This is a genomic window from Bacteroidota bacterium, from assembly GCA_039821555.1.
GTDB lineage: Bacteria > Bacteroidota > Rhodothermia > Rhodothermales > Rubricoccaceae > JBCBEX01.
This window is the reverse complement of the sequence record JBCBNX010000022.1, coordinates 1-23,114: the sequence shown is the minus strand read 5'-3', so window position 1 is coordinate 23,114 and position 23,114 is coordinate 1. Positions and strand designations below refer to the sequence as shown.

At 67.4% G+C, this 23,114-nt stretch carries 17 protein-coding genes; 10 read left to right on the top strand and 7 right to left on the bottom strand.

Going from position 1 to position 23,114, the window contains the following annotated elements:
* Positions 1–88: 88 nt before the first annotated feature.
* From AAFU51_16710 to AAFU51_16700, 3 genes are all read right to left on the bottom strand, one after another.
* Complete coding sequence (locus AAFU51_16710) at positions 89–1,651, bottom strand: sigma-54 dependent transcriptional regulator (GenBank protein ID MEO1572900.1); 1,563 nt, start codon at positions 1,649–1,651, stop codon at positions 89–91.
* A gap of 305 nt (positions 1,652–1,956) precedes the next feature.
* Positions 1,957–2,919 (bottom strand): mechanosensitive ion channel family protein, encoded by a 963-nt coding sequence (locus tag AAFU51_16705; GenBank protein MEO1572899.1) that lies wholly within the window; start codon positions 2,917–2,919, stop codon positions 1,957–1,959.
* Positions 2,920–3,169: 250 nt separating this feature from the next.
* Positions 3,170–4,495 (bottom strand): T9SS type A sorting domain-containing protein, encoded by a 1,326-nt coding sequence (locus AAFU51_16700; protein ID MEO1572898.1) that lies wholly within the window; start codon positions 4,493–4,495, stop codon positions 3,170–3,172.
* Positions 4,496–4,815: 320 nt separating this feature from the next.
* On the opposite strand from AAFU51_16700, the gene AAFU51_16695 reads away from it, so the two are divergent.
* From AAFU51_16695 to AAFU51_16685, 3 genes are all read left to right on the top strand, one after another.
* On the top strand, positions 4,816–5,430 hold the full coding sequence (locus AAFU51_16695; GenBank protein MEO1572897.1) for a superoxide dismutase: 615 nt from the start codon (positions 4,816–4,818) through the stop codon (positions 5,428–5,430).
* A 137-nt stretch (positions 5,431–5,567) separates the two neighbouring features.
* Positions 5,568–6,752, top strand: a complete 1,185-nt coding sequence (locus tag AAFU51_16690) for a hypothetical protein (protein ID MEO1572896.1) — start codon at positions 5,568–5,570, stop codon at positions 6,750–6,752.
* A gap of 303 nt (positions 6,753–7,055) precedes the next feature.
* A complete protein-coding gene (locus AAFU51_16685) occupies positions 7,056–7,469 on the top strand; it encodes a LapA family protein (protein ID MEO1572895.1) in 414 nt (137 codons plus the stop codon).
* 39 nt (positions 7,470–7,508) lie between these two features.
* Here the strand turns inward: AAFU51_16685 and AAFU51_16680 are convergent, their stop codons facing one another.
* Complete coding sequence (locus tag AAFU51_16680) at positions 7,509–9,767, bottom strand: T9SS type A sorting domain-containing protein (protein MEO1572894.1); 2,259 nt, start codon at positions 9,765–9,767, stop codon at positions 7,509–7,511.
* A gap of 332 nt (positions 9,768–10,099) precedes the next feature.
* Between AAFU51_16680 and AAFU51_16675 the strand changes: the two genes are divergently transcribed.
* From AAFU51_16675 to AAFU51_16650, 6 genes are all read left to right on the top strand, one after another.
* Positions 10,100–11,035 carry an AAA family ATPase gene (locus AAFU51_16675; GenBank protein ID MEO1572893.1) on the top strand — a complete coding sequence of 312 codons (936 nt, stop codon included), beginning with the start codon at positions 10,100–10,102 and terminating at the stop codon, positions 11,033–11,035.
* Positions 11,036–11,131: 96 nt separating this feature from the next.
* On the top strand, positions 11,132–12,124 hold the full coding sequence (locus tag AAFU51_16670; GenBank protein ID MEO1572892.1) for a ParB/RepB/Spo0J family partition protein: 993 nt from the start codon (positions 11,132–11,134) through the stop codon (positions 12,122–12,124).
* 112 nt (positions 12,125–12,236) lie between these two features.
* Entirely contained in the window at positions 12,237–12,926 is a 690-nt protein-coding gene (locus AAFU51_16665; GenBank protein ID MEO1572891.1) for a DUF5683 domain-containing protein, read from the top strand.
* A gap of 370 nt (positions 12,927–13,296) precedes the next feature.
* The gene (locus AAFU51_16660) at positions 13,297–14,589 is read left to right on the top strand and encodes an aminotransferase class I/II-fold pyridoxal phosphate-dependent enzyme (GenBank protein ID MEO1572890.1); all 1,293 of its coding nucleotides are present in this window, start codon (positions 13,297–13,299) and stop codon (positions 14,587–14,589) included.
* Between the two features lie 158 nt (positions 14,590–14,747).
* Entirely contained in the window at positions 14,748–15,617 is an 870-nt protein-coding gene (locus tag AAFU51_16655) for a geranylgeranylglycerol-phosphate geranylgeranyltransferase (GenBank protein MEO1572889.1), read from the top strand.
* A gap of 108 nt (positions 15,618–15,725) precedes the next feature.
* A complete protein-coding gene (locus tag AAFU51_16650) occupies positions 15,726–16,457 on the top strand; it encodes a flavodoxin family protein (protein ID MEO1572888.1) in 732 nt (243 codons plus the stop codon).
* Between the two features lie 68 nt (positions 16,458–16,525).
* On the opposite strand, the gene AAFU51_16645 is transcribed toward AAFU51_16650, so the two are convergent.
* On the bottom strand, positions 16,526–17,092 hold the full coding sequence (locus AAFU51_16645) for a hypothetical protein (GenBank protein ID MEO1572887.1): 567 nt from the start codon (positions 17,090–17,092) through the stop codon (positions 16,526–16,528).
* Between the two features lie 325 nt (positions 17,093–17,417).
* Here AAFU51_16645 and AAFU51_16640 point away from each other — a divergent pair, with 325 nt between their 5' ends.
* Complete coding sequence (locus AAFU51_16640) at positions 17,418–17,558, top strand: hypothetical protein (protein MEO1572886.1); 141 nt, start codon at positions 17,418–17,420, stop codon at positions 17,556–17,558.
* Positions 17,559–17,662: 104 nt separating this feature from the next.
* Here AAFU51_16640 and AAFU51_16635 read toward each other — a convergent pair whose 3' ends face one another.
* Both AAFU51_16635 and AAFU51_16630 read right to left on the bottom strand, forming a co-directional pair.
* On the bottom strand, positions 17,663–18,418 hold the full coding sequence (locus AAFU51_16635) for a hypothetical protein (protein ID MEO1572885.1): 756 nt from the start codon (positions 18,416–18,418) through the stop codon (positions 17,663–17,665).
* Between the two features lie 140 nt (positions 18,419–18,558).
* A partial coding sequence (locus AAFU51_16630; GenBank protein MEO1572884.1) for a T9SS type A sorting domain-containing protein occupies positions 18,559–23,114 on the bottom strand: 4,556 nt, incomplete at its 5' end.

Sequence of the window (23,114 nt, the reverse complement as noted above, 5' to 3'; positions counted from 1 at the left end):
GGAGAAACGAAAAAAGGGAGGGTCTGGGCAGCGCAGGCCGTGCGACCGCGCTCCCCAGACCCTCGACTCGGGACACACGACCCTCGACCTAGTCCGTGTTGATCTCGTACTTCTTGAGGAGTCGGTACATGGTCGCGCGGCCGATGCCGAGTTCGACGGCGGCGCGGTCGACGTTGCCCTCGCAGGCATGGTAGGCCTGCTCAACGGCGCGGCGCTTGAGGTCTTCGAGCGGCACGATCTCGTCGGGCGTCGAGGCGGCGGCCAGGATGGGCTCCGGCGCGTCTATACCGTCGCCGGCCGACGTGGGTTGCGCGGGGTTGCCCGCTGGGGCACCGCCCGACGGGGCCGCGGGGCCGCTCGGCGCGCTCAGGGCTGGCGCCTTCGGGATGGGCGGGGCCACGAAGCGCGGGCTGGAGTCACCACCGGCCTCCGTGCCTGCTGCCGCGTGCACGCGCTCGTTCCACGGCACTAGTGCGGCGTTCGTGTCCAGCATCAGGTCGGCGGGTTGGATGAGGTCGCTGTCCGAGATCAGGATGGCGCGCTCGACTACGTTCTTGAGCTCGCGTACGTTGCCGGGCCAGTTGTAGGCCGCGATGGCGCGCGTGGCCTCGGACGAGAGCAGCTTGTCGCGGAATTGCTGGTTGTCCTCCTTGTACGCCGTGAGGAAGTGATGGGCGAGGACGAGCACGTCCTGCTCGCGCTCGCGCAGCGGCGGCAGCACGACCGGGAACTGGAAGAGGCGGTAGTAGAGGTCCTCGCGGAAGGTGTTCTCCCGGATCATGGCGAGGATGTCCTTGTTGGTCGCCGAGATGACGCGGGCGTCGAACTTGATGAGGCCGGAGCCGCCGACGCGGGTGATCTCGCGGTTCTGGAGCGCCCGCAGCAGCTTCGCCTGCAAGCCGAGGTCGAGCTCGCCGATCTCGTCGAGGAAGATGGTGCCGCCGTCGGCCTCCTCGAACTTGCCAATCTTGCGGGCGTGCGCGCCGGTGAACGAGCCCTTCTCGTGACCGAAAAATTCGCTCTCCATCAGCTCCGACGGGATCGCGGCGCAGTTGACGACCACGAATGGCCCCTGGGCGCGGTCCGAGTTGAAGTGGATCGCGCGGGCGACGAGCTCCTTCCCTGTGCCACTCTCGCCCTGGATGGCGACGGTCAGGTTGCCGCGCAGCGTCTTGCGGATCGTGCGGTAGAGGTCCTCCATCGCCGTGCTGTCGCCCACGATCTCGTCGAGGCCGTACTTCTCGGCGACCTCGCCGCGCAGGTTCTCGACCTCGCGCTGGAGGGCCACCTTCTCCTTCACGTTCTTGACGACGATGTCGAGCTTGACCAAATCGTCCTGCCCCTTCGTGATGTAGTCGAGCGCGCCGCCCTTCATGGCTTGCACAGCTACCTCCACGGTGCCCTGCGCCGAGATCATCACAACGGGGAGGTCGGGGTCGCGCTGGCGCAGCCGCTTGAGCGTCTCGATGCCGCCGATGCCGGGCATCATGATGTCGAGCAGGATCAGGTCGGGGCGCTCGTCGAGGGCGTCGAGGGCCTCTTCGCCCGAGTGGAAGACGCGCACATCGTGCTGCTTGTCCTTGTCGAGGCGGTAGGAGAGGAGGCGGGCGTAGTGACGGTCGTCGTCGACGACGAAGAAGCGATAGGTCATCGGGTGTGGGGCGATACCGGGGCTGCCGCGCAAGCGCACGGGGCTGCCCGGCGGGGCAGTGAGGGAGCGGCAGCGACGCCGCTCTGGCGATCCCCACTGATATCGGAGCCGTCTCAAATCGATAAATCGCGCCCGCCTCCCACCGGGGGAAACGGGCGCGATTCGTGGATTAGACCGGCGGCTTTGGTGCAGCCGCTTTCAGGTAGCACGGTGTGAACGTACGGGGGTGTGAACGCAGGCAAGCGCGTCGATGTGGCGTTAGGAGACTATGTCGACATCTTCACACGTGCATACGTTCGCACCCGTCACACCTTGTCGTCGAGCATCTCGCGAAGTTCGACGCCGCCGTTGGGGCCGAAGTCGAGCGTGCGGATCGGGAACGGGATCGTCACGCCGCTGGCGTCGAAGGCCGTCTTGAGCCGCTTGATGCCCTCGCTCTGCGCGGCGAGGAAGTCGGCCTGGCCCTGGAAGGTGACCCAGTAGCTCGCCACGAAGTTGACGGACGAGTCGCCGAACTCGGTCCAGAAGAGCGTCACGTCGCGCGCGGTGTCACGGCTGGAGACGTCCGAGAGGGCGGCCGTTGCTACGTCCTCGGCGTGCTGAAGGTCGTCGCCGTAGCCGACGCCGCAGCCGAGGTCGATGCGCCGCGATCCGATCTCGGTGTAGTTGACGAGCGGGTTCTGGTAGACCTGGCTGTTGGGGATGATGACCTCTTGGCCCTGGAACGTGCGGACGTGTGTCGCGCGGAGGTTGATGTCTGAGATGGTGCCCATGTGGCCGTTCGTCTCCACGAGGTCGCCGATGTCGAACGGCGAGCGCACGGCGATGAGGACGCCGGCGATGAAGTTGGCAGCGATGTCCTGGAACGCGAAGCCGAGGGCAAGGCCGAGAACACCAGCACCGGCGAGGAGCGTGGTCACGGCACGGTCCAGCCCGATCAAGCCGAGCGCGATGAAGATCCCCGCGGCGAGGACGGCGCTATAGGCGAGTGTGCCCAGTAGCGAGACGACACTCGTGGACGCGCCGCTGGCCCGGCCGCTGATCTTATTCATCAGCGTGGTCACGAGCGACCGCGCGCTGCGTGCGAGGAGCACAAACGCAAGCACGATGAGGAGCGCGGCGACCAGGTTGGGCAGCAGCAGCACGAAGCCTTCGACCCAGCCTGCGAGCTTGTCGACGAGCGTGCCGACAAGGTCGCTGACGCTGAGGGGCTCGACAGTCGTCAGGACATCAGAGGTGGAGGTAGAGTCGGGAGTCGCTTGGGGCATGAAGGAGGCAACGGGGAATAGTTCAAGAGGGAATGCTCAACGTACTTCAACGGGCAGGGAGTGAAGCGAGGTCCCAGGCCGGAAAGGGTAGGCACGCACGTCGCCCCGGCATGAGGTAGCCGTTTGTTGCAGGAGGGCGTAAGCCTCCCGACCACACGTTCAGCAGGCCTACAGATCGGAGTCCTGCACAAAAAAGAGCGGGGCGAGCCATCGTAGGCCCGCCCCGCGAGAGGAAGCACGAAGGTGCGACCTAGTTGGTCACAGTGACCTTGCGCGTGGTCTGGAAGGTCTCGCCTGTCACGCGTACGAGGTAGAGGCCGCCTGGGAGGTCAGACGCATCGAGTGCGACCTCGGTGCTGACGTTGGCCTCCATCGCGCCGTCGAGGAGCGTGGCAACGCGCTGGCCCATCAGGTTGAAGACCTCCACGCGTACGTCCTGCGCCTCCCGCACGGCGAGGTCCAGCGTGGCCCGGCGTGCGAACGGGTTGGGGTAGACCTCCGAGAGGTCATGCGTCTGGAGGACAGCCACGGACGCCTCGACCTCTGGGCTGTACTCGAACGCGCCGTCGAAGTCTACCTGCTTGAGTCGGAACGTGTAGGTCCCGGCCCTGAGGTCGGCCACGCGGAAGCTGTAGGTCTGGGCTTCTGTCGTCGTGCCGGCGCCCTCAACGAAGTCTAGGGTCTGGAACTCCCCGCTATTCCCGTCGCGCATTTGCACTTCGAAGCCCGCGTTGATGGTCTCCGAGGCCGTCTGCCAGTCGAGCACCACAGACTCACCGTCCATGACGGCATTGAAGCTGGTCAACTCAACGGGGATGTTGGCGAGCAGCCCGTAGTAGAGATCGTCAAGGTCGCCCACATCTCCGATATGGAAGTTGTCGGAGAGGAAAATGACCTGGTCAATGCTCGTGGCAAGCGTGGGGAGCGGGTTCGTCGTGTAGATCAGGACATCGTTGTAGAAATACTGCTGGATGCCTGTGACCCCGTCGACCACAATGCGGCCCTCCACGTAGGGGCCGACGCTCCACGCTACGCCCGTGTCTACGAAGGCTAGGCCGGTCCCCGGATCGTCAATGACAAAGATGTTGCCCTCGAAGTTGAACTTCATACGAGCAGTGAGCGCGGCCTGCGCTGGAGACTGGGCAATGATGTCATAGTCAGCTCCAAGGGTTGCTGAGATAGCAATCTTAAACTGCACCGCATAGGTGCCAGCAGGCTGGGCGCCTTCGTCAGGGCTAAAGCAGCCCGTGCTGGTGCCATCGGCCTGGGTGGGATCGTCTGCGATGCGGAGGTGCTGGCTGCCGCTGTAGGGATTAGCGGCGTTTACCGTCCCCTGCGTTGTCGACGCGGCAAACGCTGTCCAGCCGTTTTGGGCGCAATAGCCTGGAGCGAACCCTTCGCTAGCCTCAAAGTCTGTCGAGACATCGGCAACGCTTCGGAAGGCGTCCGTCGGCGAGTCGATACCGTCGTCTAAAGCTATCGCGGAGACCGCGCTCGGTACTGTTTTGGCATGCTGGGCAAGCGCCGGGGCGAGGCCGCATGCGAAGGTGAGTAGAATGGTAGCGAGAAGTCTCATCACGATAGAGGTGGAGTGAGAGCGGTGGTAGAGTGAGAACGATGAGTTAACACAGCCCAGGTGACATTGTCAACAGGGAAGGCCGGGGAGGTCTAATCTCTCTAGCCTTCCCTATGCGCCAGTCGTGGCTTGAGGTGAAAGGGACGTACGACGAGGAGGCACGTCGGGTACCTTGTCGAAGGTGGCGCAAACCACGCCACACCATCGCAGGGCGCGTCGTGCGCCCCATGCGCGGAGGACGCATGACCGTGGGAAACGCGAGGCTTCGGTCTTCGTACGAGCCGTCCACTCATCTCTCAAGACTGAATCCCCGACCTGGCATGGCCTTCGAACTGCCCCCTCTTCCCTACGCCTACGACGCCCTGGAGCCGCACTTCGACGCGCGCACCATGGAGATCCACCACACCAAACACCACCAGGGCTACACCAATAAGCTCAACGCGGCCCTCGACGGCACCGACTGGGCCGGCAAGTCCATCGAGGACCTCCTCTCGAACCTCGACGCGCTGCCCGCCGACAAGCAGACAGCGGTCCGCAACAACGGCGGCGGCTTCTACAACCACGCCATCTTCTGGACCATCCTCTCGCCCAACGGCGGCGGCGAACCGACAGGCGACCTCGGCGCGGCCATCACCGAGACCTTCGGCTCCTACGACGCCTTCAAGGAGGCGTTCAAGAAGGCCGCCACCGGCCAGTTCGGCTCTGGCTGGGGCTGGCTCGCCGTCGGCGCCAACGGCCTCCACATTCACGGGCTGCCCAATCAGGACAACCCGGTCATGCACGGCGACTTCCCGATCCTCGGCCTCGACGTCTGGGAGCACGCCTACTACCTCCACTATCAGAACCGCCGCGGCGACTACGTGGACCACTTCTTCAACCTCATCAACTGGGACGAGGCCGACCGACGCTACCGCAACTACCTCGCGCAACAGTAGCACCCGACCGTACCGTTCATCGGTGCCTGCGGGCCGTTCCGGGACGCCCTGGGACGGCCCGCCTCGCTTCGCCTCGGGTCGTGACGCGAAGCGCACCGTGCGCGGCGTTGTGTGAGCAGCCAAGCCGATCCACTCCCATGCGCCTCTCTCTCCTCGTCCTCCTCGCGTGCCTCCTGGGGCCCGCCACCTACGCCCAAATCGAGCGCCTGCCTCGTCCGGACTCGGTACGCGCCACGCAGTACGGCGCGGCCGTGGCCTTCGACGGCGACCGCGTCGTGGTCGGCGCGAGCGGCGAGACCTCGTGCGACGTGAACGCGGGAGCGGCCTACGTCTACGAGCGGGCCGCGGACGACACGTTTGTGCTCGTGGCGCGGCTCGTGCCCAAGGACTGCCAAGCCGAGCAGTTCTTCGGGCGCTCGGTGGCGCTCGACGGGGACCGGGTGCTGGTGTCGGCGGCGGCGCAGTTCTTCAACCCGCTCCGGCCCAACACGGCCTACGTCTTCGAGCGGCAGGACGACGGGACCTGGGAGCAGACCGCGCGGCTCTCGGGGCTGATCGAGCCCGACGAGGGCGCGTATGCAGCGTGCGTGGCGCTCGGCACCGACGCCGAGGGCGAGGTCTGGGCGCTTGTGACAGCCGAGGCCGACCCGACGCAGGGCGCCGAGGGGTCGGCCTACCTCTACCGCCTCGTGGGGCGCGGCTGGAAGCTCGACCAGCGCATCGCCGTGCCGGCCGACCGCCGCCGCTTCGGTGCCGCCTGCGCCTTCGACGGGACGACGTTTGCCGTGTCTGCGCCCTCCGACGACCGCCGCAAGGGCGGCGCGCTCTATGTCTTCGAGCAGGCTCCCGCCGATGCAGACGAGCCGTGGGTGCAACGCCACCGCTTCGACGGCCTGCGCGGGCCGCGCCTCCCCGTCGCGCTCGACGGGCGCAGGCTGCTCGTCGGTGAGCCTGCCGCCGACCGCGAGGACGGGCGAGCCAGTCTCTACCTCGCCGCCGCCGACGGGACATGGTACCGGGCGGCCACGCTCCAACCGCAACGCGGCTATGACCGGGGCGGCTTCGGGACCGACGTGGCGCTCAGCGGCGGCCGTGCACTCGTGGTGGGCTACGACGAACAGCTCGGCCAAAACACCAACGTGGACCGCGTCGTCTACAGCTTCGCCCTCAACCCGACGACCGGCGACTGGGCGCAGCGCCAGGTCTTCGACCTCGGGCGCTATGCCTTCGGGGCCGCCGTGGCGCTCGTCGGGGCGGAAGCCCTCGTCGGCGAGGCGGCGAGCGAGATTGTCGGCGCGGCCTACCTCGTGCGGCTCATGTGATCGATCGCACGTCTAGAGGAACAGCGAACCGACTAGCCACAGCAGCAGCACCACTACCATCAGCGCGACGCCGACGCCAAGGCTGCGAGGGCGCGATGGGAACTCGTAATCGCAGTACGGGCAGACCTCAGCGTCAGCAGGAGCGGGGAGGGCGCACGAGGGGCACTCGTGAGTATCGGGCATGGAGGCGAGGGGGCAGGGCCGACCGGGCACCGGCTGCGTTACACGGCGTCCACCTCGGAACCTTATGCCGTAGGTTCTCGATTGGACACGAAGGGATCTCTCTTAACCACCCCCCAAGCCATGCGTTTCGCGCTCATCCTCTCGCTCGTGATCGCCGCGGTCGCCATCGTCTTCACGCTGCAAAACACGGCCTCTACTGAGGTCAACGTCGGCCCCTACACCATCACAGCCTCGCTCGCCGTTGTGCTCATCGTGACGCTCAGCGCAGGCGTGCTTGTCGGGCTGCTCGCGAGCGTGCCGGCGCGCTTCCGGGCGGGGCAGCGGGCCAAGAAGGCCGAGCGCGAACTCGCCTCGTTGCGGTCGTCGCTGCAGGCGCCGGCGACACCCGCCCAGCCCACAGCCCCGAAGGTGGTACCGGCCGACCCGACGGCGATGCCGCCTGCCGCCGACGCCGCCACCGACGCCTCGGAGACGCAGCGCCTGGCCGAGGAGGTGGCCCAGCGCACGCAGCAGGCGACGGGCAAGCAGGCGTAGTCCTCGCCCAATGGCTCGTCCTCGGCAGAGCGTACCAGTCTAGCGGGGGAGCACGGTGATCCGGCGCGTGGCGAGGCGCTCGCCACCGCTGCGCAGGACGGCCACGTAGAGGCCTCCGCTGAGCGTACCGCGGTCCGTCCCTGGACCTTCCCACACCAGCGTGGCACCCGCCTCGGGCAGCGCGGCTTCGAAGACGACGCGTCCGAGTACGTCATAGACAGCCAGCGTAGTAGGGCCGAGGTCAGGCGGAAGGGCAGTCCGGAACCGCACGGCGCCGCGCGCTGGGTTCGGGAAAGCCTCAAACTGTAGCGTCTGGGGCGGTGCGGGTGGCTCCACGTCGGTCGTCGTGGGGTTGCGTAGGAAGATCAGGCCGCCGCCAAGCGTGCCGCTCATGAGGTCTGGGTCGCCGTCGCCGTCGAGGTCGCCGAGCGCGGGCGCCGTGCCACTGCGGGGCATCGGGATGGTGCCGGCGTCGACAAACGAGAAGGCCTGCGGAGTGCCCTCGTTGCGGTACACCTGGACGGGGCCGTCGTCGCTGCCGACGAGGAGGTCGAGGTCGCCGTCGCCGTCGAGGTCGCCGAGGTGCGGGGTGCTGTTGGTGCCCACGTCGGCGTCCAGGAAGCGGTCCGCCTCCAGCGTGAACGCCGCGGCGGTCGGCGAGCCCGTGTTGCGGAAGAAGCGCAGCCGCCCCGTGAAGTCACCCGCGACAAGGTCCGCGTCGCCGTCGCCGTCGAGGTCGCCGAGTGTCGGGGTGGGGCGCTGGCCGAGCGCGAGGTCGGCGAGCGGGCTGGGCACGACCTCGACAAAGGCGTCGGGGCTGTCGAGCGGGGCCGCCGTGCGGCGGAAGAAGAACAGGTCGCGCCCAAACTCGCCAACGACGAGGTCCCTCAGCCCATCGCCGGTGAGGTCGACCAGTGCTGGCGTGTAGGACGACGCGCTCACGCCGAGGTCGAGGCTGAGGAAGTCGGGGTCGGTCTCGCGCCAGCGTGGTGCGGCGGCACTGCCCACGTTTTCGAGGAGCCGCAGGGCCGACCGGATTGGGTCCAGGCTGGGCGGGCGGTCGACGCTGACGAGCGCGTCGAGGTCGCCGTCGCCGTCGAGGTCGGCAATGGCCAGCCGGGTGCTGCGCCCGACATCGTAGTTCGGCAGCAGCCGGCTCGTGCGCTCCGTGAAGACCGGCGCCGTCGCAGTGCCGATGTTCTCGTACAGGAAAAAGTTGTCGATGAGGTTCTTCGGCTGGGAGCAGAAGCCGCCCGCGATGCCCACCACGAGGTCGAGGTCGCCGTCGGCGTCGGTGTCGCCAAATGCCGCGATGGCGTAGCCGCCGGACGTGAGTGGCTCGTCGTCGGGGTAGACGTCGGCGGCGAGAACGAGGGTGGGATCGGTCGGCGTTCCCTGGTTTTCGAAGAAGAGCAGGCTCGCCGAGTTGATGTCGCCCCAGAAGTAGTCGAGGTCGCCGTCGCTGTCGACGTCGGCAAAGGCGACCGCGTTCTGCCCGTGGCGGTTCGCCGAGGCGAGCGCACGTGGCGCCGCCGCATGGGGACCACGCACGTCGCCCGAAGCGGGTCCTCCGAGCGCGCTCGGGTCGTCCACCAGGGGCGTGCTGGGGCAGTTGGGGTTGCTCTCGAAGATGACAAGGTCCTGGAAGCGGTCCGTCTCGAACACGAAGCGTGGGACGCCGTCGGAGCTGACGCCGTCGTGGCGGTAGTGATAGGTCGTGCCGAGGTCGGCTGTGCCGGCGAAGTAGTCAAGGTCGCCGTCGCCGTCGACGTCGCCGAGGCCGGGGACGTTGGTGTTCTCGGCGCGGAGCGGGTTGCCGTTGGTGTCCGTGAGGGGGTCTGCCGCCTCCGTGAAGCGCGGGGCCTGTGCGCTACCGTCGTTGCGGAGGTAGCGAGCGCGGTTCGGCCCGGAGGCGCTGCCAGTGAGCAGGTCGAGGTCGCCGTCGCCGTCGAGGTCGCCAAGCTGCACCCACGAGAGGAGGTCCGCATCGGCATAGGCGTCGGGGCGCCAGACAAAGGTGGCGGGTTGGCCCGCGGGCGCCGTGTTTTCGAGGTAGAGGAGGCGCCGCCCGCCCTCGCCGAGCACCACGAGGTCCGGGTCGCCGTCGAGGTCAGCGTCGACAAGCTGCGGGCGCGGGCCGACGAAGCCGCCTAGGAATGGATAGGCGAGAGCCTCGCCCTCCACTTCGATGGGGAACGGCGCGGCCTCGGGCGCGAAGGCGGGCACCGGCTGAGCCGCGGAGCGCGCGGCCAGCAGTGTGAGCGAGAGGGCGAGCAGGCGAGAGGCGAAACGGGGCACGAGCAGGCGTCGGCGAGCACATGAGAATGAGGACGCTGAGAATACCCGCGAGCGTCGCCGGATGTTCAGGGCAACGGGGCCGTTCGGGGGCCGCGGGTGACCGTTCGCGCGGATCGTCGAGAGCAACAGGAGAGGGGAACGGGTGGTGCGTGTGGCTTCACTTATCCACATGCTGTCCCTGGCATTGAAGGCCCATCGGGAGCGGGGCTATATTCAGGCGCCTCGCGGTGTCGCATTCCCACCCACCGGCCGCGAGCGCGCACTCTCCCTATTCTCGTACGCAACAGGCAGGGCCATGGGAGGCCCTGGACGCAACAGGCAGCACCGGCTCCATGGGCAAGGTCATCGCGGTCGCAAACCAGAAAGGCGGCGTCGGCAAGACGACCACGGCGGTCAACCTCGCCGCGTCGCTCGCAGCGACGGAGCACCCCACGCTGCTCATCGACATGGACCCGCAGGCCAACGGGACCTCGGGCATCGGCGTGGACGCCCGCACCGTGGCCTCGTCGAGCTACGAGATCCTCGCGGGCGACGTGCCGGTCGAAGACTCCGTCCTCTCGACCGAGATGCCCTACCTCGACCTCGTCCCGAGCCACATCAACCTGGTGGGCGCCGAGATCGAGATGATCGACCTCATGAACCGCGAGCAGGTGCTCAAGAACGCGCTCACGCACGTCCGCCGCGCCTACGACTTCGTGGTCATCGACTGCCCGCCGAGCCTCGGCCTGCTGACGCTCAACGCGCTCACGGCCGCCGACTCGGTGCTGATCCCCGTGCAGGCGGAGTACTTCGCGCTCGAAGGGCTCGGCCAGCTCCTCAACACGATCAAGATCGTCCGGCAGCATCTCAACCCCGAACTCGAGATCGAGGGGGTGCTCCTGACCATGTTCGACGGCCGGCTGCGGCTCTCCAACCAGGTGGCCTCCGAAGTCCGGCGCTACTTCGGCGCGAAGGTCTTCCAGGCCATCATCCAGCGCAACGTCCGCATCTCAGAGGCACCGAGCTTCGGCAAGCCGGTCCTGCTCTACGACGCCACGTCGGTGGGCGCGCGCAACTACATCGCGCTCGCCCGCGAGATCATCCAGAACAACGCCGCGCTCCTCGCCGCCCCAGTGCAGGAGGAGGGCCGCGTGCCACTCGCGGACCTGATGGACCGCTCCGGCCGCGCCGTCTCCAACGGCGATGGCGCCTCCGACGATACGCTTGCCGCGCCGCAGCGCATCCGCCTGCCCTCGGCCACGACCCGCGACTCGTCCTCAGACGACTAGCACGGCGCTGACCGGCCTCGGCTCTGCCCCAACTCGGGCTCCGCCTGGCGTTCCCGCTCTCTTCCCCGCTTTTCTCCACGACACACCGCTGATCGCATGGCGACGCGCAAAGCAGCTCTCGGTAAGGGCCTCGGCTCGCTCCTCCCTCAAATGGAGGAAGCCCAGGACGCCGACCAGGGCGACGGGGCGAGCGAGGACGGCACGCTTGCCCAAGCCCGCGGCCCCCAGGCCCGCCTCTACAACTTCGAGGAGCGCTTCCGCACCGCCGGGCGCGTGGCTGAGTTGGAGGTGGACGCCATCCGTCCCAACCCCTACCAGCCGCGCACCGAGTTCAACGAGCGCGCACTGCGAGAACTCGCGGCCTCCATCGAGCAGTTGGGCATCATCCAGCCGCTCACCGTGCGCTCCCTCGGCGGCGGCCAGTTCGAGCTGATCTCGGGCGAGCGCCGTCTCCGCGCCGCCCGCAAGGCCGGGCTCAGGCGCGTGCCTGCCTTTGTCCGCGAGGCCGACACGGAGGCCATGCTGGAGATGGCCATCGTAGAGAACGTCCAGCGCGAGGACCTCAACCCCATCGAGATCGCCCTCGGCTACCAGCGCCTCATCGACGAGATCGGGCTGACGCAGGAGCAGGTGGCCGACAAGGTGGGCAAGAGCCGCTCGGGCGTGACCAACCTGCTGCGGCTGCTCCGCCTCCCGCCGCGCGTGCAAGCCTCGATCCGCGACGGCCTGCTCACGCCCGGCCACGCACGCATGCTCGTCAGCCTCGGCGACGACGAGATCCAGATGACGCTCCACCAGGCGATCCTGGACGAGGGCCTCTCGGTCCGCGACGTGGAGGAGCGCGTCCGCGCCTACAAGAACCCGACGCCCGAGCCTGAGAACAAGGTCGAGCCAGCCGTCACGGCCGTGCCGACCCTCGACGAGCGCAACCGCCTCCAGATCGCCGACTTCGAGGCGAAGCTGCGCGAGCATCTCGCCACGCAGGTCCGCCTCCAGCACCGCGCCGACCACAGCGGCAAGATCGAGATCGCCTACTACTCGCAGGAGGACCTGGAACGCGTGCTCGACCTCGTCCTTGGTAAGAAGTAGTCCTCGGTAAGAAATAAGGCGAACTCCGCCTTTTGTCATGCTGAACTCGGTTCAGCATCTCAGCGATGCCGCAAGCCATCTCAGTCGGTAGAGATCCTGAAACACGTTCAGGATGACATACAACGTCCCATACAGCGGTGTACTGCGGGTCGCGTGGTGTCTGGCGATAGCGCTGCTGTGCTGTACGGTGCATGCGCAGGTCGTGGCGGACTCGACAGGTACTGCGGGCGAAGTCGCAGCGGAAGAGGGGGGCGCCGACGCCGCTGTGGTGCTGAGCCCCGTCGGGGTGGAGGTCGTGACCATACCCGACGATCCGAGGACGCCGCGGGGGGCGCTCTTGCGGAGCCTTGCGGTGCCGGGGTGGGGGCAGGTCTACAACGGGCAGTGGGGCAAGGCGCCCATCGCGTTCGGCGCCGTGGCAGGCGTGACGGTGCTGGTGGTGGTCAACCACCTCGACTACCGGCAGTGGCGCGAGGCGTACCTCTTCAGCGCCTGCGAAGACCTCGTGTGCGACCCTGACCAGCCCGGCGTCAACCCCAACGCCGGCTTCATCGACACGTGGCAGTCGCTCGGCGAGCCCTCGACGCAACTGGCACTCAACAACCGCGACGTGCTCCGCCGCAACCGGGACTTCGCCATCCTGATTGGCATCCTCGTCTATGGCCTGCAGGCGCTCGACGCCTATGTCTCTGGCCACCTGCTCGACTTCGATGTGAGCGAAGATCTCTCGCTGCGCGCGTTGCCTGCCCTCACACCGCACGGAACGGTTGGAGGGCGGCTCGCGCTCCGGTGGGTGTGGTAATGCTGGTCGTTCTGGTCGATTTGCGACCGGCGGGCGGGCGCGGGATCGTGAATCCGGGGTAAGCGCTTGCATCCGCTCGGGGTTCGTGCCTATTTCTGTGCACCCTCCGCCATCCATCTGTATCTGTCGTCTCGCCGTGTGAGCCTGGCCCTTGTCCTGTCGGTCAGGCCGTGTCGCGTTCGAAAGGCCTGCGAAACCGCCCGTGCAGGTACCTCCGTAGGGGAACTGTAGGGCGCTCCTCGCATAGGGGCGTCCACTAGCGTCTCACCCACCTTGAGCGCTAAGCGACGCGGCTGGGCTCGTCCCGACCTTCGCTTTCCACCACACGGCCGCCCCGCGCGCTAGCCTGAGGCACCCACCCACGCTCCCCATGCCCAACCCCGACGCCCACGGCTCGCAGGTCGCAGATCGCCCCGCGCTCTTCGACAAGGCCGCCCAGTTCTTTGCTCCCGGCGGTGACTATGCACGGGTCCAAGAAGCGGGCCTCTACCCCTACTTCCGGCCGATTGAGGTGGCGGAGGGGACGCGGGCCGTGATGAATGGAAAGAACCTCATCATGGCCGGGTCGAACAACTACCTCGGTCTCACCAACGATCCGCGCGTGGTCCAGGCCGCCCAGGACGCCATTGCCAACTACGGGACGGGCTGCACCGGCTCTCGCTTCCTCAACGGCACCCTCGACCTGCATCTGGAACTCGAAGAGCAGCTGGCAGCCTTCATGGGCAAGGAGGCGTGTGTGCTCTTCTCGACGGGCTACATGACCAACCTAGGCGTGGTGCAGAGCCTGGCGAGCAAGGGCGACTTCGTCTTCAGCGACAAGGACAACCACGCCTGCATCGTCGCAGGGACCCAGGTCAGCTTTGCCGAGACGGTCCGCTACCGTCACGACGACATGGACCACCTGCGCCTCCAATTGGAGCGCTACAGCGCGCAGCACCCCGACGCGGGCAAGTTCATCGTCACGGACGGCGTCTTCTCGATGAGTGGTACCATCGCCAAGGTGCCCGACCTGGTCGATCTAGCCCGCGAATACAACGCCGCGCTGATGCTCGACGACGCGCACGCCGTCGGCGTGGTGGGCGACGGGGGCCGCGGTTCAGCCTCGACGTTCGGGCGGCTCGACGACGTAGACCTCGTTACCGGCACCTTCTCGAAGAGCTTCGCCTCGCTCGGCGGCTTCGTCGTCGGGGACCGCGAGGTGATCGAGTACATCCGCCACAAGGCCAGTGCCCACATCTTCAGCGCCTCCATGCCGCCTGCCAACGTGGCGACGGTGCTGAAGTGCCTGGAGATCCTGCAGGCCGAGCCCGAGCGTCTTGCTCGTCTGGAGGAGATCTCGACCTACATGCGCGACGGCTTCAGCCATCTTGGCTTCAACGTGTGGACGAGTGAGTCGCCTATCATCCCGGTCGTGATCGGCGACATGTTCACCTGCTTCGCGTTCTGGAAAGACCTGCTGGAAGCGGGCGTGTTCGTGAACCCCGTGGTGCCGCCGGCCGTCCCACGTGGCCAGGCACTCATGCGCACGAGCTACATGGCGACGCACACGAACGAGGAGCTGGACCTCATTCTCGACGCCTTCCGCCGCATCGGGCTCAAGCACGGCATCATCCGGAAGAACGGAACGCCAGGCCACTACGTCGGCCGCAACGGCCACGAGTAAGGACAGCGTGCTGGAAGGGGAGACGCGACGACGCGACTCATCCCCGTGCCCGGTCACACGTTTCGATGCCTCGGCCTAGCGTCGGGGCATCGGTGTTTTTGCCCGGCGCGGTGCCGATCTTGGCGGCTCTCCATCTCCACGTCGCGCCTATTCACCCTATGGCCTCGCCGTCGCGCTCGGATGCCCTGCTCGGCATCGTGCAATTGCTGCGTCCGCTCAATTTCGTGCTGTTTCTAGCGGGGGTCGCGCTCGGCGGCGTGCTGGGCGCAGGGGCCGAGGCCTTCGAGGGTGCGTCGGGCCGGGCCCTGATGTGGGCAATGGCGTCGGCGGCGTGCCTGGGCGGCGCGGCCAACGCGATCAACGACGTGTACGACCTCGCCATCGACCGGGTGAACCGACCGGGTCGCCCGCTGCCGTCGGGCGCGGTGACGGTGCGCACCGCGACGTCGGTGGCCATCGCGCTGGCGGTGCTGAGTGTGGTGCTGGCAGCCGGCGTGTCGCGCACGCATGTCCTGCTCGCCGCGTCAACGGGTGGCCTGCTGTGGCTCTACAGTGCTTCGCTGAAGCGGCTGCCCGTAGTGGGCAACCTCGCGGTGTCGATGGTTCTGGGGCTGGCGCTCGTCTACGGGGGCCTTGCCGTCGGGCTCTCGGACGCAGTGCTGGTGGGGGCCGCGTTCGCGTTTCTGACGACGTGGGCGCGTGAGGGGGCCAAAGACCTCGAAGACGTGGTGGGCGACGCGGCCGACGGGGCGCAAACGCTCCCGCTCGTGACGAGTCCGCGCACGGCGGCGTGGGTGTGCCTAGCGGTGCTGGCAGCTACGCTCGCCGTGCTCCCGGTGCCCGCGTTTATCCCGGCACTTGGGCTTCCGTTCTTGGCGTTCGGGCTGCCCGCGGCGGGCCTCCTATTGGCTGCGGCGTGGCACCTGCTTGCGCCTGATCCCACCACGACCGCAGGCCAGGCCAGCGCGCTCCTGAAAGCGGCGATGGTGGCAGGCGTCATGGCGCTGGCGTTCGCCCGATTGGCCTAGTAGGCACCGTCATGCAACGATTTGGGCAGCGATCTAGCCAGCTTGATGTAAGAACAGCGGTGGTGAATGACACCGATGCTACGCTCCCCTTGAACAGCCTCCCCTTCTATGCCTGACACGCCTCCTGCCCGCTACGGCGACCTCCGAGCGCTCTTCGTCAACTGCACGCTCAAGCCCTCGCCTGCAGAGTCGCACACCGACACGCTCCTCGACGTGTCCCGCGCGATCATGGAGAAGCAGGGCGTGACCGTCGATGCGTTCCGCGCCGTCGACTTCCACCTCGCGCCGGGGGTCTACCCCGACATGACCGAGCACGGTGCGGAGCACGACGACTGGCCTGCGCTTTACGAGCGGGTCAAGGCGGCCGATATCCTCGTGCTCGGCACGCCGATCTGGCTCGGCGAGCGCTCCTCGGTCTGCACCCAGGTCATCGAGCGGCTCTACGCGCAGTCGGGGCAACTCAACGACGCGGGGCAGTACGCCTTCTACGGCAAGGTCGGGGGCATCCTCGTGACTGGCAACGAGGACGGCATCAAGCACGTCGCGATGGGCACGCTCTACGCGCTCCAGCACCTCGGTTACACCATCCCGCCGCAGGCCGACGCGGGCTGGATCGGCGAGGCCGGCCCCGGACCGAGCTACGGCGACCTCCGTGACGACGGCACCCGCGTCGGCTTCGACAACGACTTCACGCAGCGCAATACCACGTTCATGACGTGGAACCTGCTCCACCTGGCCCGGCTGCTCAAGGACGCGGGCGGCGTGCCCGCCTACGGCAACCAGCGCTCCGCCTGGGATGCCGGGGCGCGCTTCGACCACCCGAACCCCGAGTACCGCTAGGCGCTGAAGTACCGCAAGCCGATCACGAACGTGTAAACGCCGGGCACAGGCTCGGCGAAGGTGGACCGCTAGAAGTGGAACCGGGCGAAGAAGAGCGCGCGGATCAAGAACTGCGACCGGGTCACCTCGCTGTCCTCGTCGACGTTGCCAATGCGAGTGTACTGAACCTGACTCTCCACGCCGAGTGATAGGTCGCCGAAGTAGTGCTCGCCTCCCAGCGTGGGTGCAAAGATGAAGTCGATCTGCGATGCGGTGTCGTCCGAGAACGCGTTCGAAACAGCTGTGCGCGCGAAGCCAATGCGGGTGCCAACGTACAAGGCATTGGCTTCACTCCGCTGGTTATAGTAGAACAAGCCGGTAACAAAACGCAGCCTTGAGTTGGCCGTTGTTTCATCGTTGAGCGAGACGGCATCGCGGACATAGCTGATTTCAGGCTCTAGGCGAAATTGGCCTAGCGTGATGGGGACATAGAGTGACGGTGTAAAAAAACCTAAGCTCGAAAACCCGTTTTGATCAATCACGGCAAAGCGTGTGAGCGGCTCGATGCTCACGCCGATGCCTACGCGGTTCCCCTGCGCAGCAGCAGGGAGGGAGACGAGCGCAATGAGGCCAAGGACAAGAACGGGGCGATACATGCGAGGTTGTGAAGCGGGTGAGTGAGGAGCGCCGACAATAGCCCCCATACCTCCGCAAAGTCAAGCCGCCCGCTGGGCTCAGCCCTGACGGGTGAAACTGCCGAAACAGCAGCACTAGCGCGGCGAGCAGCACGTCCACCCAGATGCGTCCCGCGAACTGGTGCAGGCGTCGCCAGACCTCAGCACGTTGTAGCGTTGTCGGCCGCTGGGGGTCGCCTCGTGGAGGACCATGAATACGAACGCGCGCACAAACCGGATGAGCAGAAGGGGTTCGCTTCGGGCGTCGAGCTACCGCTTCGGGTCGGTGAGCGAGACTAGCCCCATCATGCCGCAGACGAACACGCTGGCCAGCGGCAACAGCATCAACGCCCAAAACAGGCCGGTGCCCTTGGTGACGAAGTCGTCGGGCTCGCTCGTGACGCCTGCGTGGACGCGGGCTGTCTCGGGAAGCGGCGGTACGCGGTGAGTCCAACGAAGACATGCGGGGGCCGCCCGGTGTGAGCAGCCCCCGCACTGAGGTCGGTTCGGCGGGAGGGTCAGAGCCGAACCGAGCAACCAAGCCCGAAGCAGCTAGAAGCGGAACGAGAGGCCGAAGTAGGGTCGGATCACGTCCACCGTCGTGCGGACCGGGTTCTGCGGTGTGTTGGTCGCGTCGGCGTCGTCCACCTCCACGAGGTAGTCGGCCTCCTCGCCGAGGAGGTAGCGCGCGCCGAAGTCGACGTAGGCCGTGACGTGCTGACCGTTGTCGAGGCCGTTGAAGACGCGGAGCAGGAGGCCGCCGCCGCCGCCGTAGGTGAACGCGAAGTCGTCCACGACCGTGTTGCCGGAATTGCGCGTCACGACCACCGGGTCGCCGCCGAATCCGTTGTTGTTGTTGGCAACCACCGCCTGGTCGAGCGAGACGCGGGTGTGGAGGTAGTTGAAGCCGCCGAAGCCTTCGATGTAGGGCTGCACCGCGCCGCCGTTGGGCTGGATGCGCAGCACGAGGCCGAGGCTCGCGATGTTGTTGTGCGTGATCTGGTCGGCCACCGAGACGCCGCTGCCGCCGAAGTCGACCGGCACGGGGTTGATCTGGCGGCCGTAGGTGAGGAAGCTGCCCTCAAAGCCGAGCGCAAGCGGGACGCCTGCGGGCTGAAAGAGCAACTGCCCGGCGAGGCCGAAGCCGATATCTTCGACGCTGTCCTGGAAGTCCCCGAGGGGGACGCCGCCTTCGAGGCGGAGGTTGAGCGTGCGGGTTTGGGCCTCGGAGGCCGGGACGCAGACGAGGAGGGCGAGCGCTACGAGGAGCACCCAGCCCGCCGCCGCGCGTGTGGGGCGGTGGAGCATGGTCGGTGGAGAGAGCGTGAAGAGAGCGAGCGGTTTGGTCTATCGCCCCTGTCCAGGAATGTTGCCAGCACCACCGTCTATAGCATTCACCTGCCCGATTTGTCACACGAATCGACGCCTGCAGCTGGACTGAACCGACGCTATCTCACGACGGTCACCCGGCGCGTCTCAGCCACGCCATCGGCGCGGAGGCGGAGCACGTAGACGCCCGACGCGAGACGGCTCACGTCCCACCGCAGCGTGTGCCAGCCGGCGGCTTGGTCGCCCGTGGCAAGCTGCGCGACGCGGCGCCCCAGCAGGTCAAACACCTCGATCTCCGCCGCGCCAGCGGTCGGCAGCCCAAAGGGCACCGTCATGGCTGAGGAGGCTGGGTTGGGGTAGGGCTGCGTCAGCGTGACGCGCTCCGGGAGGCCCGCATCGTCCTCGGTGCTGACAACGACCGTGGTCGTCGCCTCGGCGTCCGTCTTCGGCGGCTCGACGTTGCCCGCGAAGTCCGACGCAATGCTGTAGAACGCATAGCTTCCACCGTTGCGTCCCACAAACGTAGCGGAGGTCTCCGCGTAGTTGAGGAGCCAGGGCTCGAAGGGACCTTCCTCCTGGGAAACGTACACGTCGAAGCCGCTGACCCCAGCATTGGCGTCGCTGCCGGCCCACGTGACCGTGAACACCGAGTCGCTCAGGGTTTCTTGCAAGGCTACGACGCCGCTCGTAGGCGCGGTGAGGTCCACGGTGTTGATCCACGGCGGGGTGTCGATGGGCTCGTTGAGGTCGAAGAAGATGCGTGCCTCGTTGCGGAGGACGGTGCCACTCCCGGTCCCATCGCGGGGCGCGACGACGAAGGAAATGCTGCCCTCGCCCTCCGGCGGCGTCACGTTGGGGGGCAGGAAGCCCGCGAAGGGATCCTCGGGCAATTCGCCCGTATCAGGGTCGAGCGAGGTGAAGCGAGCCGTGAGGATGCCCGACATCGGTTCGAGGGTGAGCGCGATGAGCACGAGGAGGTCCTGCTCTGGGCGCAGGTCGACGGTGGTCGCGTAGTCCTGCAAACCGGGCGGGACCGGCACGATGCGCTCGCCGAAGGTGACCGGGCCGAGCGTCAGCGATGCGGGGTCGAACACCTCGAGGTCGAGCGTGTCCACCACGATGACCTCGGCAGCGGGAGCCGTGGCCGTGTCCAGGTTCTCAAACCGGACGAGGTAGGGCATCGGCTCGGTGCTGGCGATGTAGCGTGCCTCGCCTGCGCCGCCGGGCCCGATCTTGTCGTTGGGGTCGAACGAGTTGACCGTGGTGACGGGCTGCTGCTCATCGGGCTTCGGGCGCAGGCTCGTCTGGTAGCGCTCGTCGAAGAGCGTGTAGAACTGGTCGCCGCCGAACGCGCTCGATATGTTCACCACACCGTCAGCGATCAGATAGGGGGCGTTGACCGGGACGAGGGCGTTCTCTGGGGCCGGGAAGTAGTTGTCCCCGGACCGCTCCATGGGGAGGATCGTCGGAATGCCGGTGTAGTTGTCGGCGACGTAGTAGTTGCCGTCGGGCGAGGTGAGGAGCACCGTCGTATGCCCGACGCCCGTGCCGTTCTTGGTCACCACCTCCACGCCCCAGCCGAAGAGCGGCGAGTCGGTGCCGAACGTGAGGGCGGAGAGGTTCTCGAAGTTGTCGACAGCCGCCCCGACGCACGCGCCGTCGCGGCCCCCGGTGAAGACAAACTCCGCCGCCCGGGTCACGAAGTTGTTGGAGGCTGCCGTCGAGGCGAGGTAGGCCTCAGCGGCGACCAGCCCTGGTATGTCGTTGCTGCGAGACGCTGGCGAGGCGGTCCGCTGGGCTCGCTCGGATGAGCGGAGCGGCGTGCGGCCGGTGGCACCTGCGCGGGCGTCCGCGTCGGAGAAGGCGAAGAGCTGGAGGGTATAGTCGGCCGAGGTGGTGATGGTAAAGGTCGACGTACGCGCCTCACCTGGCGCAAGGCCGACGGCCCCGAGCACGATGTACTGCTCGTTCTCGTCTTGGACGACGGGCGTTTGCTCCGTCTCGTCTTGACCAGGGAGAGGCGGAAGCGCGAACGAGTCATCGAACGTGACGTCCGCTCCCAGCGGGATGCCCATCACAGTAAAGATGCCTCCGACGGCGTCTACGTTGCCGTCGTTGCCGTAGACGAGCGAGAAGGTGCCTGGGCGCCCGCGCCGGACGGCCTCGGGACCGACCAGCGTCACCCAGACGTCGGCCCCCACGCTCTGCTCCACGTTGAAGGCGCGTGGCAGGGTCTCCGCGCCGCCATCGCCGTTGACCACGACCACATCACGCGCGCCGATGGGGGCATCGCTGAGGTCGAACACCGCCTGTAGGGTCGTGGCGTCCTCGCCCACTTGCGTTTCCAGGCTCTCCAGCGTGGGGCCGTTGCCGCTGAGGGACACCGTCGCCCCGTCCGTGAAGTTCTGGCCTACCACTGTCAGCGTCAGCAGGCCCGCGTCGCCTCCACGGCGGGGGTTCACGGAGAAGGCCGCGAAGTCACCGCGGGGCGGGCCGTCTTCGATGGTCACAGTGCCGGTCGCCGGACTGCCGAGGGCATAGTCGGGCGTGTCGAGGAGCGTGAATGTGACGGTCTCGCTCGGCTCGGCGAGGTCGTCGTTGACGGGGATGATGCCGACTTGCAACTCGGTCACGCCGAGCGGCAGTGTGAGGGCGTCGCCCAGCTCGGTCGTCACGTAGTCAGCCAGCCGTTGCGCAGAGCCACCCAGCGCGAACGGGACGGTGACCGGCGCGAGCGTCTGCCGGTTCGACCGGACGACGAACGTGCCGGCGCGGTTGCCGAGCTCGCTGGCGTCGGCACGCCGAACCTCGACGGAGAGCGTGAGGTCGGGCGGGAGAATGACCAGCGTCGTCGTGGCTTCGCCGCCGCGCGGGTCGGATACGCGGATCTCGTAAGTGCCGTAGATGTCGCCTGGCGTCAGGTCCAGGCCCAAGCCGATCGCGGTTGGGGTGATGGTGTCGATCTGCCCCGGAAGCGTACCGTAGGTGTCTGGGTCCGCGCACTCGACGCACGTGAGAGCGACGCTCAGGTCGGGAGCGAAGCCCGCACCGGAGAGCGTGATCGGGACGAGGGTTCCCCCGCGTACCTGCGAAGGCGATGCGGCTAGGCTCCCCGAGATTGTTGGGATGCCTCGCGCAGCCGTGACGCTAAACACCTCGTCGGTGATCGATGGATAGAGCGACAAATCGGCGCTCTCGATCGTCAGCGACGAGAGGTCGGTGAAGCCGCCTGTGATGGCCTCCGCCGTGATGAGGTCGAACGACGTGCCGACATCGGGGATGTAGCCATCGCGCAGCACGACTTCCAGTGTGCCGTCGAGTTGGGCCGTGCCGAGGGCCTGCCCGCGGGTGTTGGGCAGCACGAAGAGGTCGTCGCTCGCCATTGCGTTGACGAGGTCGAAGCGAAGCCTGGCGCCGTCGTCCAACGTGAAGTCGCCCGTCCAGGTGAGCGCCCCGACCTCGCCGCCAGGGCCTGTGATGTCAATGGCTGCCCGGCTGGTGAGGGCTAGGCCGATGGCGTCGATCTCACCGCCGAGTTCCACCGCACCGTCCAGCGTCGCGTCGAATGGTTCGAAGCCGCGGTTGCGCTCCACGTCGGACCCGAAGAAGAAGACACCATCGCCTTGGCGGGTGAAGGTCCCGGTTGGAGTGTTGACGAAGGTGCCCAAGCCGGAGAAGCCGCGCAGGCCGCCATTCCCAACGATGTCGAGAGTAGCCTCGTTCTCGAAGCGTGCGCCGTCGTAGACGTAGAAAAGGCCATCGCCGCGCCACGTCATCGTGCCCGCGTTGCGGAGGCGCGCATCGGCACCACGCACGCCACGGTTGTTAGCGGTGCCGGTGAGTCGGATCAGGTTGCGGTTGACGATGGTGCCCTCGGTGATATAGCCCGAGCGCCAGTCGAGGCCTGCCCCCGCCACGGCGAGTTCCGCGGTGCGGTCGGTGAGCAGGTGGCTGTTGAGCACCAGGCGTCCGGCTGGCGCGCTGGTGAGGGTGCCCAGAACCGTCATCGGTCGGTTGAACTGCAGCGTGGCGTCCGACGCCACGTCGAGGCGCGCGTTGCGCTGGGTGTTCGCCTCTTCCAACTCGACCGAGCCGCCCTGGACGGCCCACGTGCCCTCGTTCTCGACCGTGAGCGGGCCGTAGAGCTCCCAGAGGGCATCGCCGGTCTTGGTGAGCGTGGCGGTGGGCTCGGTCGAGAAGGTGCCGATGCCGGAGAAACCCCGCAGGCTGCCCGTCCCGCTCACGTCGAAGGCGCTCGCGTTCTCGAAGCGGGCGCCGTCGTACACATACAGGATGCCGGAGCCTTCCCAGTTGACGGTGCCCGTGTTGCGCAGCACGGCGGTCTCGCCCCGCGCCCCCCGGCTGGCGTTCGCGCCCGTGAACCGGATCAACTCCCGGTTGACGAGCCGCCCCTCCTCCAGATAGCCACTCAGCCACTCGAAGCCCGTGCCCGCCACCGCGAGCGTGGCGCCCGGCCCCGCCGTCAGCGCCGCGTTGAGCGCCAGGCGGCCCGTCGGCGCAGCGCTGAGCGTGCCCTCGACGGTGAGCGGGCGGTTGAACTGCAGCCGCGCGCCCTCAGCCACCGCCAACGTCGCGTCGCGCTGGGTGTTCGCCTCTTCCAACTCGACCGAGCCGCCCTGGACGGCCCACGTGCCCTCGTTCTCGACCGTGAGCG